Origin of the sequence: Mycobacteroides abscessus ATCC 19977 (assembly GCF_000069185.1) — a bacterium.
Classification (GTDB): domain Bacteria; phylum Actinomycetota; class Actinomycetes; order Mycobacteriales; family Mycobacteriaceae; genus Mycobacterium; species Mycobacterium abscessus.
In genome coordinates, this window is sequence record NC_010397.1 from 2742871 (window position 1) to 2756317 (window position 13447).

12 protein-coding genes are annotated in these 13447 nt (G+C 64.9%); 4 read left to right on the plus strand and 8 right to left on the minus strand.

From position 1 onward, the window contains the following. Positions 1–56 precede the first annotated feature (56 nt). From MAB_RS13690 to lspA, 4 genes are read right to left on the minus strand one after another with little or no spacing between them, the layout of a single operon-like run. Entirely contained in the window at positions 57–593 is a 537-nt protein-coding gene (locus tag MAB_RS13690) for a lipoprotein LpqH (RefSeq protein WP_005114409.1), read from the minus strand. Between the two features lie 12 nt (positions 594–605). Continuing rightward, on the minus strand, positions 606–1574 hold the full coding sequence (gene rarD / locus MAB_RS13695) for an EamA family transporter RarD (RefSeq protein ID WP_005075908.1): 969 nt from the start codon (positions 1572–1574) through the stop codon (positions 606–608). Then, positions 1571–2488: an RluA family pseudouridine synthase gene (locus MAB_RS13700; RefSeq protein WP_005057888.1), complete on the minus strand. Its 918-nt coding sequence runs from the start codon at positions 2486–2488 to the stop codon at positions 1571–1573. The genes rarD and MAB_RS13700 overlap by 4 nt, the downstream gene beginning before the upstream one ends. Further along, the gene (lspA, locus tag MAB_RS13705; RefSeq protein ID WP_005114410.1) at positions 2485–3084 is read right to left on the minus strand and encodes a signal peptidase II; all 600 of its coding nucleotides are present in this window, start codon (positions 3082–3084) and stop codon (positions 2485–2487) included. Before lspA ends, MAB_RS13700 begins: the two co-directional genes overlap by 4 nt. 98 nt (positions 3085–3182) lie before the next feature. Between lspA and MAB_RS13710 the strand changes: the two genes are divergently transcribed. Continuing rightward, positions 3183–4100, plus strand: a complete 918-nt coding sequence (locus MAB_RS13710; RefSeq protein ID WP_005087810.1) for an asparaginase — start codon at positions 3183–3185, stop codon at positions 4098–4100. Here the strand turns inward: MAB_RS13710 and MAB_RS13715 are convergent. Beyond that, positions 4053–5432 carry a DNA polymerase IV gene (locus tag MAB_RS13715; protein ID WP_012296586.1) on the minus strand — a complete coding sequence of 460 codons (1380 nt, stop codon included), beginning with the start codon at positions 5430–5432 and terminating at the stop codon, positions 4053–4055. The two genes, MAB_RS13710 and MAB_RS13715, sit on opposite strands and share 48 nt — an antisense overlap. 113 nt (positions 5433–5545) lie before the next feature. On the opposite strand from MAB_RS13715, the gene MAB_RS13720 reads away from it, so the two are divergent. Beyond that, complete coding sequence (locus MAB_RS13720) at positions 5546–6115, plus strand: class I SAM-dependent methyltransferase (protein ID WP_181390343.1); 570 nt, start codon at positions 5546–5548, stop codon at positions 6113–6115. A gap of 113 nt (positions 6116–6228) precedes the next feature. Here MAB_RS13720 and ileS read toward each other — a convergent pair whose 3' ends face one another. Then, positions 6229–9405, minus strand: a complete 3177-nt coding sequence (gene ileS, locus MAB_RS13725; protein WP_005111258.1) for an isoleucine--tRNA ligase — start codon at positions 9403–9405, stop codon at positions 6229–6231. Between the two features lie 203 nt (positions 9406–9608). Further along, positions 9609–10868, minus strand: a complete 1260-nt coding sequence (locus tag MAB_RS13730; protein WP_005087812.1) for an MFS transporter — start codon at positions 10866–10868, stop codon at positions 9609–9611. 91 nt (positions 10869–10959) lie between these two features. Between MAB_RS13730 and MAB_RS13735 the strand changes: the two genes are divergently transcribed. Together MAB_RS13735 and MAB_RS13740 are read left to right on the plus strand one after the other, a co-directional pair. Then, positions 10960–11832 carry a LysR family transcriptional regulator gene (locus MAB_RS13735; protein WP_005111261.1) on the plus strand — a complete coding sequence of 291 codons (873 nt, stop codon included), beginning with the start codon at positions 10960–10962 and terminating at the stop codon, positions 11830–11832. A 15-nt stretch (positions 11833–11847) separates the two neighbouring features. Further along, the gene (locus tag MAB_RS13740; RefSeq protein WP_005111263.1) at positions 11848–12900 is read left to right on the plus strand and encodes a putative nucleotidyltransferase substrate binding domain-containing protein; all 1053 of its coding nucleotides are present in this window, start codon (positions 11848–11850) and stop codon (positions 12898–12900) included. On the opposite strand, the gene MAB_RS13745 is transcribed toward MAB_RS13740, so the two are convergent. Beyond that, positions 12889–13437, minus strand: a complete 549-nt coding sequence (locus MAB_RS13745; protein ID WP_005082245.1) for a 3'-5' exonuclease family protein — start codon at positions 13435–13437, stop codon at positions 12889–12891. The genes MAB_RS13740 and MAB_RS13745 overlap by 12 nt on opposite strands. Positions 13438–13447 lie beyond the last annotated feature (10 nt).

Consider the following 13447-nt stretch of genomic DNA (forward strand, 5'->3'; position numbering starts at 1 on the left):
TCAAGCTCACCGGGCTACCCGATTCACAGCGGTCACAAATGCCCCGCCAGCAACGCTTAGGGCGAGGCCCAACCCGGCGCGCAATTGACGTCGACCACGTATGTCATGGTCTTCTCGGCGCCGCTGTCGTGGCCGGAGCCTTCCCCCTCGATGTGAAAGCTGTCGTCGTTCCTGGTCGCTGTGATCTGCTCACCGACGTTGTCTTCCTCGGTGAGCAAAATGATGAGCTCACGCGTCTGGATATCGAAAGTCTGGACGGCCAGCGAATCCGGGTCCAGTTTCACCATCGCATGCCCGCCGGATGCTTTCTTCGGTCCGACGTTAATGAGCAAGTGGGTCACTCCCCTGTTCACAAAGCAATAGACCGGGCCAGGCATGTTCAACACGGCGCCGTCCACCGTGACCGTCGCATCACCCGAGGGCATGAAGCCGGGGTGCCTGCCCCCGGTCCTGAGTGCTTGCACCATGCTTTGGCCTTGCGCCGGTATGTCATCGGTAGCAGCGACCGCAATGCTGGCTTCTGCGTCCTGCTGCCCGCCGGACGAAGCACAGCCGGACAACGTGGCCACCACGACCGCCGCCCCGAGGATCATGTGCCGCAACGCTCAATCCCTCCCCTTGACCGACACCATGTCGATGGGCGAAACCGTAGCCGGTCGGCCCGACTGACGCGGCAAGATCAGCGCACTGCGCACGGTATCGGCCGTGAATATCACCAGCGCAGCCCAGATCAAGACAAAGCCCACCCAGCGCTCCGGCGGCATTGCCTCGTGTTTGACCAGTACACCCCAGAGCATCTGCAACGTCGGCGTCACATACTGCAGCAGCCCCAGGGTGACCAACGGAATACGTTGTGCCGCAGCACCGAATAACAACAGAGGCAGAGCCGTCACCACACCGCTGAGCACCATCAGCGCGGTATGTCCGTGGGTGTAGCCCAGAAAGTGTTGCTGACCGGACACGCCCACGAATACCAGGTAGGCGCCCGCGAACGGCGCGGCGACGATCCCTTCGGCGGTCAGGCTTACCCGCGGGTCAACGGTGATCGTCTTCTTGATGGCGCCGTAACCGGCGAACGAGGCGGCCAGAATCAACGTGATGACCGGCAACCGGCCCACGCTGATCGTCAGTACCGCGACCGCGGTGAACGCCAACACCAGTGCCAATAGCTGCCACCGGCTGAGGGGTTCCCGAAAGAGCACCACTCCCAACAACACCGTCACCAACGGATTGATGTAATACCCCAGGGCGGCGTCGAGTACATGCCCGGAGTTGACGGCATAGATGTACACGCCCCAGTTCAGCGCGATGAGCAGCGAAGCGCCGATGAGCAGCCCCCAGTTGCGCAGCCCCATGGCGACCAGGTCGCGCAGACGTCGAGAGACCGCGACGACGACCGCCATCAGCAGCAGTGTCCAGATCATGCGATGCGCCAGAATCTCCAGCGCACCCGCAGGTTCCAGCAGCGGGAAGAACGCCGGGAACAATCCCCACATCAGGTATGCGGCCGCGCCGAACAGATACCCGGATTTCGGGCTGCGGTTCTGTTCGGGAATGGCGGGGAGCCCGCTCATCGCAGGACGTCGAGCGCGTGGGCCAAATCCTCGGGGTACTCACTGGTGATCTCAATCCAGCGACCGTCCCCCGGATGGGCAAAGGCCAACGATTTGGCATGCAGCCACTGACGTTCCAGTCCGAGCTTGGCGGCCAGTGTCGGATCGGCGCCATAGGTCAGGTCGCCACAGCACGGATGTTTTATCGCCGAGAAGTGCACTCGAATCTGGTGCGTGCGACCGGTTTCCAGGTGTATGTCGAGCAGGCTGGCCGCCACGAACGCCTCAAGGGTGTCGTAGTGGGTGATGGAATGACGACCATCCTCGACCACGGCAAATTTCCAGTCGTGACCGCGATGCCGGCCGATGGGCGCATCGATTGTGCCGCTGGATGGATCCGGATGCCCCTGCACGAGAGCGTGATAGCGCTTCTCAACCCGCCGGTATTTGAAGGCTCGCTTGAGCTCGGTGTAGGCCTTCTCGGACAGCGCTACGACCATCACCCCGGAGGTTCCAACGTCCAGGCGGTGCACGATCCCCTTGCGTTCGGGAACACCGGACGTCGTCATCCGGAAGCCGGCCGCTGCGAGTCCACCGAGCACGGTCGGCCCGGTCCAGCCGACGGAGGCGTGGGCGGCGACGCCTGCCGGCTTGTCGACGGCAACCAGATCGTCGTCGGCATAGAGGATCTTCATGCCCTCGATCACCTCGACGCGGTTCTCCGGCGGCGCCTTGGGCTCGGGCAGCGTGACCTCCAGCCAGGTACCCGCGGTCAGCTTCTCGGATTTGGTGACGGCAACCCCGTCCAACAGCACCGCGCCCTCTTCGGCGAGGGCGGCCGCGGCGGTGCGCGAAAGTCCCAGCAGACGAGCCAAACCTGCGTCCACACGCATACCGGACAGGCCGTCCGGAACCGGCAGAGAGCGCGACGTCATGACGGCTTGGTCTGGGAAGCCTGCGGGTCCGCGTTCACGCTGTCCTCCGGGCCACTGCTCGCTGGTTTCGAGGTAGAACGGCCCTCGCGGTCGTAGTCGTAACCGAACAGCGACAGTGCCACCAGCAGAATCGCGCCACCCACCACGGAGGGGTCCGCGACATTGAAGACCGGCCACCACCCCACGGACAGGAAGTCCACCACGTGGCCGCGCAGCGGTCCCGGGCCGCGGAAGAACCTGTCCACGAGATTGCCCAGTGCACCGCCGAGAATCATGCCCAAGCCGATTGCCCACCACGTCGAGACCAACCGACGACCGATGAACAGGATTCCCACCACCACCGAGATGGCGATGAGGGTGAGCACCCAGGTATAGCCCGTGGCGAACGAGAACGCGGCGCCCGAATTGCGCACCAGCGTCCAGGTGACGGTGTCGCCGATGATGGGCACCGGCTTGCCGGGTTGTAGCAGCCTGACGGCGAGAACCTTGGTCACGACGTCCAGTACGAGCACCACCGACGCCACGATGAGCAGCAGTTTTATCCGCCGCTTTGGCTTCCGGGCGGTCTCGGACTCGTCACTCACGTCCCCCATCATCCCTTACGCGGCGCAGCGCTTTGCGCAACCTGTCTGCGATGATCGCCGCTGTGCCTGCCGCTCTTCGCCCAAATGACTCCTCGCCAGCGCTCGTTCTCTTGACCACGGGGGGCACGATCGCGACCGAGGTGGGCGCAGACGGCATCGCCCGGCATGCCAGTTCCGGCGGCGATCTGCTGGCGGCAAGTGGCCAGGGCAATGTGCTGGTCGAGGACCTGATGACGATCGACAGCGCGGAGATGACGCCGCAGCGCTGGCAGCAGATCGCGGCCTCGGTACGCGGGCATGTCGCCGCGGGCGCGACCGGAATCGTCATCGCACACGGCACGGACACTCTGGAAGAAACCGCTTTGTGGCTCGCGCTGACATGCGCGGTGCCGGTCCCCGTCGTACTGACCGGCGCACAACGCAGCGGCGACCACCCCGAGTCCGATGGTCCAGGCAACCTGCGCGACGCGTTGACGGTGGCGGCCTCCGGCGAGGCGCTGGGCGTGGTGGTGTGCTTCGCCGGGCAGGTCTTTCCGGCGGCGGGCATCCGCAAGGTGGATCTGACCGCGACCGCGGGATTCGCCGGGGCACCGCCGGTCGGGCAGATACGCGACGGCGCCTTCGTCCGCACCGCCCAGGCGTCCTCGTCGTTTCTGGGCACCGTGACCCGTCCGGCGCTGCCGCGGGTCGATGTGGTGAGCCTGTACCCGGGTGCCGACGCCGTGGCACTGGACGCCTTCGCGCGGGCCGGCGCGCAGGGCCTAGTGCTCGAATCGATGGGTGCCGGAAACGCCAACGACGCTGTCACCGAAGCGGTTTCCCGCCACATCGAGAACGGGATACATGTTGTGGTGACCACCAGGGTGCCGGGTGGCCTGCTGTCCCCGGGCTACGCACCGGGACAGAAGCTCATCGACGCCGGCGCGGTGGTCGCGCCTCGGCTTCGCGCCGGCCAAGCGCGAGTGCTGTTGATGGCGGCCCTAGCCACCGGTTCCGATCTCGTCGCCGTCATCGACCGGCTCGGCTGACTCCCCCGGCCAGTCCAGGCTCGCCACCGGGTCGGCGCGCGCGATACCCGGATCATCGACCGCGAAGGTGCGCGCGATACCCGGACCGCTGCTTCGCGTCTCAAATCTCACCGTCATGACACCGTGCCCGGTGCCCTGTATCCACCCGTGCCCGAACTCGGCGTGGTCGACGTCATCCCCGACACCCCAACCAGCCGTGCTGTGGGTGGGCTCCGCGGTAGATGGCACCTCGTCGGACTCGGCAACGGGCTCGGCCTGATCCAGATCCGGGAACAACGAGGTCTGCTGAACATCGGAGAATCCCGAAAAACCTACGCCGACAAGACGGATCGGCCCGATCTCGACGGGATCCAGCAGCAGCCGGCGCGCCGCCGACATCAGTACCGCGCGTTCCGTGGTGGCGTAGGGCAGCGTCGCGGACCTGGTCAGGATGCTCATATCCGAGCGCCGCAACTTCACGGTGACGGTCCGGACGCCACGCCCGTGTTTGATGAGTCGCCGGTGGGCGTGGACACCGATGGGCTCGATGGCCTGGCGTAGTTGATCAAGGGTTGTCAGGTCGTCGGGAAACGTCGATTCCGCGCTGATCTGTTTGGTTTCGGCCCGCTCGGCCACCGGGCGGTCATCGACGCCACGGGCCAGCTGGTGCAGCGCGGGGCCGATCGTGCCACCCAAGACCGAGGCCGCCTCACTGGTCTGCAGGGCCGCGAACTGGCCAATTGTGTTGATACCCAACCTATTCAGGCGCTCTTCGGCGACCGGGCCGATACCCCACAATTTGCGCACCGGGAGCTCGTCGAGCAGTGTCCGTTCTTCCTCCGGCGCTATGATCCGCACGCCGTCGGGCTTGGCCAACCCCGAGGCGATCTTGGCAATCTGTTTACCCGAGCCCGCCCCTACCGACGCGGTGAGACCGGTCTCGCCGAGCACGCGTGAACGCAACTCATGAATGTAATCCGCGACTGCACTTGTTGTGGCACCGAATAATTCGGACGGTTCTCCAAACGCCTCATCGAACGACAGCTGCTCCAGAATGGGGATCATCGATCGCACTGTCTCGAATACGCGCCTGCTGGCCACGCCGTACACCGAACCGCGAGGCGGCAAGACGACAGCGTTGATGCCCACCAGGCGCCGAGCCTGATGCATCGGCATGGCCGAACGGGCCCCGAAGACCCTGGCCTCGTAGCTCGCGCCGGCCACCACGCCGCGGCCGCCGGTGCCGCCGACGAGTACCGGACGACCACGCAGGGTGGGCCGGGTCAGCTGCTCGACCGAAGCGAAGAAGGCGTCCATGTCGAGGTGCAAAACCCATCGACCGGCAGCACACACGCGCCCATCGTATTGCGGCCCACCGACTGCCCACGGGTATCGCTGTCGGAAGCTCGATATGGATTGGCCGAATCCCGGTAGCCGCTGGCCCGCAGCCCTCCTAGCCTGGCGTTATGGCAATGAATTTGGTGCATCGGTGGTGCTGTAGCTCGGAAATGTGGGCACGCAAGACCGAGTCGCAGCTCCTCCCCTGGGCGCTGCAGGGGGTTGAACTCGGTGCGGACACTCTGGAGATCGGGCCCGGCTACGGCGCGAACCTTCGGGTGCTGACCAATCGCACCCCGCAGCTCACCGCGGTCGAGATCGACGAAACCATGGCCACCCGGCTCCAGCGACTCTATGGCGACCGGGCGACCGTGATGCAGGGCGATGGCACCAAGCTGGGTTTCGACAACGACAGGTTCAGCTCCGTGGTGTGCTTCACCATGCTGCATCATGTCCCCACCGCAGATCTGCAAGACCAACTGTTTGCGCAGGCACACCGAGTGCTGGCACCCGGCGGAGTCTTCGCGGGGAGTGACGGCGTGCATTCCACGTTCTTCCGGCTGCTGCACATCGGCGACACCTACAACCCGGTGCCGACCACGTCGCTGCCGGATCGTCTGCGCGCGGCGGGCTTCACCGATATCGAGCACCACCTCGACGGCGGCAATCAGCGCTGGCGCGCAGTCAAGGCCGCCTAGAGCTGGGGCCCGGTGCAGTAGGCGCCGGGGTGCCCGGCTAGGAGCGACAAGCACGCCGACGTGCCATCATTGTCGCTCCTAGCCGGGCACAGGGAGACTTCGCCGAAGCGGGCTTAACCCGCCGCCTTCTTCAAGGACACCCGGACCCCGTCGCTGAGAGCGGTGGCGGGCGTCCGCGTATCCGCGCCGGCTTCCGCGATGTCCAGTGTCGTGGCCAGGATCTCCCCAGAGATCAGTTCGCGGTGCCGTTCCGCCCACGCGCGATGCACGGCCGGAACCTCCAAGACCACCTCGATCCGATCGGAGACCTCCAGACCCGTCGATTTGCGCAGGTCCTGGAGCTCACGGATGAGATCACGTGCCCAGCCCTCCGCTTCCAGCTCCTCGGTAACGGTGTCATCCAGGATGACCAGCCCTCCACCTTCGGGAAGCGCCGCAGTCGAATCCGGTTCAGCGGCGACCAGTTTCGAATCGAACTCACCCTCGCGCAGGGTGATACCCGCGGCGACGACGGTACCGTCGGCCTGCTGAGCCCAGTCGCCGGACTTGACCGCCCTGATGACCGTCTGTACGTCCTTACCCAGCCGCGGGCCCGCGACCCGCGCATTGACGGTCAGCTCAAACTTGCCATACGCAGCGATATCGTCAGTCAGCTCAACCGATTTCACGTTGAGCTCGTCGGCGATGAGCGCGGTGTACGGCTCCAACCGCTTCGGATCGGGCACCGCCACGGTCAGCTTGAGTAGCGGCAACCGCACCCGCAGCTTCTTGGCCTTGCGCAAGGAAGACCCGGTAGAAGCCACCTTTCTCACCTCGTCCATGGCGGCGACCAGTGCGGCATCCGCGGGCAACACAGACTCGGACACCCAGTCGGTCAGGTGCACTGACCGCTCCCCGGTGAGCCCCCGCCAGATGACCTCGGTGGTCATCGGTAGCAGCGGCGCCGCCAGACGGCACGTCGTCTCCAGCACGGTGTGCAAGGTGTCGATGGCGTCCGCATCCTCTTCCCAGAAACGCGAACGAGACCGCCGCACATACCAATTGGTCAGCGCATCGGTGAACTGCCGTAGCTGCTCGCACGCCACGGAGACATCGCAGTCATCCATGGATGTGGTGAGATCGTCACGTAGTTGCGCCAGTTTTGCCAGGATGTATCTGTCCAGCACCTGCTTCGAGTCGGTGCGCCAGGTACCGGGCTTGGGCGCGTACAGCTGCAGGAAGCTCCAGGCATTCCATAGCGGCAGGATGACCTGCCGCACGCCCTCGCGGATCCCCTGCTCGGTGACGATCAGATTGCCGCCGCGCAGGATCGGCGATGCCATGAGGAACCAGCGCATGGCATCGGATCCGTCGCGGTCGAACACCTCGTTGACGTCCGGGTAGTTGCGCAGCGACTTGCTCATCTTCTGGCCGTCGTTGCCCAGCACGATGCCGTGCGACACACAGGTGCGGAACGCCGGGCGATCGAAGAGTGCGGTCGCCAACACGTGCATGACGTAGAACCAGCCACGCGTCTGGCCGATGTACTCCACGATGAAGTCGGCCGGAAAGTGCTTCTCGAACCACTCGGCGTTTTCGAATGGGTAATGCACCTGCGCGTAAGGCATTGAGCCGGAATCGAACCAGACGTCGAAGATATCCGGGATGCGACGCATGGTGGACTTGCCCGTCGGATCGTCCGGGTTCGGCCGGGTCAGCTCGTCGATGTAGGGCCGGTGCAGGTTCGTCGGCCGGACTCCGAAGTCGCGTTCCAGCTCATCGAGGCTGCCGTACACATCGATACGGGGATACGCCGGATCGTCGGACTTCCATACCGGAATGGGGCTGCCCCAGTAGCGGTTACGCGAGACCGACCAGTCACGCGCACCTTCCAGCCACTTGCCGAACTGACCGTGCTTCACATGCTCGGGATACCAGGTGATCTGTTCGTTAAGCTGCACCATGCGATCCCGGAATTCGGTGACCTTGATGAACCAGGAGGACACCGCGCGATAGATCAACGGGTTTCGGCAACGCCAGCAGTGCGGGTAGGAGTGGTCGTAGGTCTCGTGACGCAGCAGAACCGCCCCGTTGAGACCCGCTGCGCCCGTGCCGTTCTTGAGGTCCTTGATGATCTGCGCGTTGGCATCGAATACCTGCTGCCCCTCGTAATCGGGCACGGTCGCGTCGAATCGGCCCTTCGAATCGACAGGGGTGACCGGAGTGATCTGCGCCCTATCGGTGACGTTCTTGTCTTCTTCACCGTAGGCGGGTGCCATGTGCACGATGCCGGTACCGTCGTCGGTGGTCACATAGTCTCCCGACAGCACGGTGAAGGCGTTCGGCGAGGCGTCCTGCTGGAAGTATGGGAATGGCGGCAGGTAGCGCAGACCCAGCAACTCCGCACCGGTGTAAGTGTCCAATACGGTGGGCTCCTCGCCCAGTTCCCGCGCGTACGCACCGACCCGGGCCTGCGCCAACAGGTAACGGTCTTCGGAGTCTTCCGGTTTCACCACCGCGTAGGTCACCTCGGGGTTCACCGCGACGGCGAGGTTCGACGGCAGCGTCCACGGCGTTGTGGTCCAGATCAGCAACCGCGCGCCGTCGAGCGTCGCCCACCGGCTGTCCTCGTTACCCGCGATCCGGTAGCCGACGGTGACAGCAGGATCCTGACGACTTTGGTAGACGTCGTCGTCCATGCGCAGCTCGTGGTTGGACAGCGGCGTCTCGTCACGCCAGCAGTACGGCAGCACGCGGTAACCCTCGTAAGCCAAACCCTTGTCCCACAACTGTTTGAACGCCCAGATGACCGATTCCATGAAGGTCAGGTCCAGCGTCTTGTAGTCGTTGTCGAAGTCGACCCAGCGCGCCTGCCGGGTTACGTACTCACGCCATTCCTTGGTGTAGCGCAGCACCGACTCGCGGCAGGCATCGTTGAACTCGGCAATGCCCATCGAATCGATCTGGGATTTATCGGTGATGCCCAGTTGCCGTTCGACTTCCAGCTCGGCGGGCAATCCGTGGGTGTCCCACCCGAATCGCCGATCCACCTGATAGCCGCGCATGGTCTGGTATCTCGGGACGATGTCCTTGACATAGCCGGTCAGCAGATGCCCGTAGTGCGGTAACCCATTGGCGAACGGCGGACCGTCATAGAAGACGTATTCCGGTGCGCCGTCACGGTTCGCGATGCTCGCACGGAAGGTGTCGTCCTGATCCCAGTAGCGCAGTACCTGCTTTTCCAGTGCAGGAAGATTCGGGGATCCGCTGCGCTGATCGGCGCCGAGATCGGTCCGCGGGTACGCGTCCATATGGGTACTTCTCCCTGTGCTCGCCGGCACGGGGACGATGGGACGCCGTCGGCGTACCTCCGCGGTACCACCCCGCTTGCCCCGACCTGGCCGGGGCCTCTCGCAACGGCTGTGACGGGCCTACCCGTCCGGTTCTACTCTGCTCACGCATTTCTTCCGGAGACTCCCCGGTGATAGCCGGATCAGTATCGGTAACAGCGATTCTATTCGGGTGCGTTGATATGGCCAAACCGGTTTCGAAGCACCATCAGCGCGGCCAGGACCAGCGCGATCGCCAAGAGCGCGCCCACAAAGAGCACCGTGAGCCCCCAGCCGCCGGCCTGGTACGCCAGTCCGCCCACAGCACCCGCCACCGAACTGCCCAGGTAGTAACTGAACAGATACAGCGCCGAGGCCTCGGCACGATCACGCTGCGCGACGGCGCCGACCCAACCGCTCGCGACGGTATGGGCCGCGAAGAAGCCGGCGGTGAACACACCGACACCGACGATCACCGTGAGCAGCGAGTTCGGGATTGTCAGCGCAAGCCCGGCGGCCGTGATGACGATCGCGGCGATCAAAACCGAACCCCGGCCCCGGCGATCCGCCAGCCGTCCGGCCACCGCCGACGACATGGTTCCGGCCAGGTACAGCAAGAACAGCAGACCGGCAATGGCTGTCGGCAGCCCGAACGGGGGTGCGACAAGGCGATAGCCCAAATAGTTGTATACGGTGACGAATCCACCCATGAGCAGAAATGCCAAGCCGAACATGATGAGCAGGACCGGGTTTCGTAGGTGCACACCCAGGATCCGCAGGGTGGTGCCGACCCGGACCTTCTTCGGCACAAAGAACTGAGACTTCGGAAGCAGCGCGGCGAACAGCACCGTGCACACCAAAGTCATGGCACCGCTGCCCAGCAGGGCGATACGCCAGTTGCTCACATCAAGCACTGAGGAGGCCACCAGCCGCCCGGCCAGCCCGCCCACCGTGGTGCCCGCGATGTATCTGCCCATCGCCGAGCCCAGCGATCCCGGATGCACTTCTTCGGCCAAGAAGGCCATTGCCACCGCCGGAATCCCAGCCAGGGCAGCTCCCTCGGCGGCACGGCCGATCAACAACACAGCGAACGTGGGGCTGGCAGGAAGGAGCAGCCCGATGATCGTGGTGGCGATCGCCGAAACCAGCATGACGCGAGTACGGCCGAACCGTTCCGAGAGTGCACTGGCCGGAATGATCGACAGGGCGAGCATCCCCGTGGTTACCGAGACCGTCAGGGCCGCCGAAGCGGGGCTGACCCCTAGATCCGCGGAGAGTGCCGGCAGCACCGCCTGGGTTCCGTAGAGCGCCGCGAAGGTCGCCAGTCCCGCGGCGAACAGCGCACCGGTCAGGCGCCGGTAACCGGCGGTACCTGTCTGATGGGGTGACGGATCCACGCCATTGCGGACGGTGGTGGTGCCCTCGGTGCTCGCAGCCGTCGCCATGAGTCCCAATGTTGCTCGCGATCAGGCATATTGCGGAAATGAGCAATATTCGGATCTATAATTCATTTTACGTATAAACGGAGGTAGAGCCATGGCCGAGGGTGACTACGAGTGGTACATCACACTCGCCGAGCTACAGAACGTCACCGCGGCCGCCGACCAGCTCCGGCTTGCGCAGCCGACACTCACCCGCATGCTGGCCCGTTTGGAACGCCGCCTGGGCGTGCAGCTCTTCGACCGGCACGGTAAGCGGCTCGCCCTGAATCCATTTGGCCGGATCTTCTACCAACACGCCCGCCGCGCTCAGCTGGAACTGGATTCCGCGCGCCGCGCAATCGACGATCTCGCGAACCCTGCTGAGGGCGAGATCCGTCTGGGGTTCCTGCACACCTTCGGGCCTACCTTGATCGCCGGATTGATCGCCGGCTTCGCGACGACATCGCCGCATGTGCGATTCGTCCTGGAACAGGGCGCCGCAGGCAGTCTCGATGATCTGGTGGCCACCGGCGACCTGGACGTCGCCATCGTCTCTCCGCGCCCTCGGCGTGCGAATCTCGGCTGGCGCAACCTTTTCCGGCAACGTCTCGGCGTCGCGGTGCCCACCGACCATCGCCTTGCGCAAGCCCAGGATGTGTCGATGGTTGACCTTGCCGACGAACCTTTCGTGGCGATGCATCCAGGTTTCGGTATGCGTCGGCTGCTCGAAGAGCTCTGCGCCGCAGCACAATTCCAACCACGGATCGTGCTGGAATCAAGCAATCTGATGACGGTGGCGGGTCTGGTGGCCGCCGGTCTCGGCGTTACCGTGCTTCCCGTCGACGCCACCACCTATCCGCCCGACCTGCGGATGTTGCGCCTCATCGACGCCGATGCGCACCGCGACGTCGGGATCGTCTGGAGCTCCGGGCAACCGCTGTCGCGGCCCGTCCGCAACTTCATATCCCACGCCGTCGCATCGACGTAGGTAACAATCATTGCCATGTCTGCCGAGGTGCCGGCCGAAAACGGGATGGCCCGGGCCATCGCGCAGATCGATGCTGCCGCCGACGAAGCGGCGTTCCATGCGGGGGTGAGCGCGACACGGATCGCGATCACATTGCAGGCGCGGGCGCGCGCACCGGAGGCAACTCTCGCCGCTGCGTGGTCCGAGGCATTGCGCAGCAGTGTCATCACCGCGGCGAGGCTCGTCACCGATGGCGTGAACCCCGGCTGGAGCTGGTTCGTTTCCGGGAGTGCGGCACGCGGCGAGGCGGCGCCGGGATCGGACATCGAGACGCTGATCGCGGTCGACGACACGATCGACGCCGAGGGCAAAACTCGCCTCATGGAGCTGGCGGCACGGGTCCACACGACACTCGAGCGCGGCGGCATTGGCGGCGATTCCAACGGGGTGCTGGCCAGTCGCGGCCGATTCTGCCGCCGCACCACCGACTGGCTCGAGGGCATCGAGCGCTGGTGTGCCAATCCTCCGGCGGACCGGGGGGTCGTGATGGCGGGCTTGATGGCCGATTCACGAGGTGTCGGCGCCGACGCGTCGCTGCCGGACGGCGCCCTGCGCAGCAAAAACGCGCGCTGCGCCCAGCGCCACTACCCCATCCGTCATGCGATGCTGCAGGATGCGGTGGCAGTGCGCGCGGGATTCCCTTCGCGGTTGAAGATATTCGCGACGCAATCGGACTCGGTAGACCTCAAGATCACCGCGATGGACCCGGTGGTGAAGATCGCCCGGTGGGCGGCGTTATCGGCCGGATCGGATGTTCTCGCCACGCCCGCGCGGCTGGATGCCGCATCCACTGCCGAAACCCTCGACCGCGATGACGCCTCGACACTGCACGACTGTTTCGACTGGCTGCTGCGCTTCCGGTGGCGGGCACGAGCGGCGGCCTGGGAGGAAGGGCAGCCGATGTCCGATACCGTCTCGCTGTCCGCCCTTGCCCCTCAGGAACGTGCGATGCTGCGCGGTATCGCACGGGAGATCGCCGGCATCAGACGCAAGCTGGTTTACCTGTCGTCGACGTCGTCATTCAGATAATCGGTCGTACCAGCGCATGGCCCAACGAGCATCGCCAAGGGCCGTGTGCCGCTGCGCCGCGCTCGGGGTCTTCACGCCGAATTGCTGTGAGAGGTTGGAATAGTCGGCATCCGGTGTCAACCCGCGGTCCCGCAGTCGTGCCGCCGTGGTCGCGACCACGTCGACAAGTTCCGGATTCCAGGTGGGACCGACCCCGTGAGCCAGAAACATCCGCGCCAGACATTCGGTGTCGAATTGCGGTATCACCCCGACGATCGTGGCTCCCGCCGTCCATTCCGCGACAAGCGAAACAGCCTCGGCGGCACGGAAAACACGCGGAAATTGCAACGGCCGCAGACGAACCTGTGGATGGCGCTTGTGGAAACCGCTTATTTGCAGGCCCGCCGGATCGGCGGCCGCCAAGTCGAGATCCTGCACATCGACGCACAAATGCAACTGTCGCTGGCCCGCCGCGGTTCGCCGGATGATCGCAATCTCCCACGGTTCGCGCTCGCGGTGCAGCCCGGTGGTCTCCGTATCGAGAAAAACCAACGCCATCCAGACATCT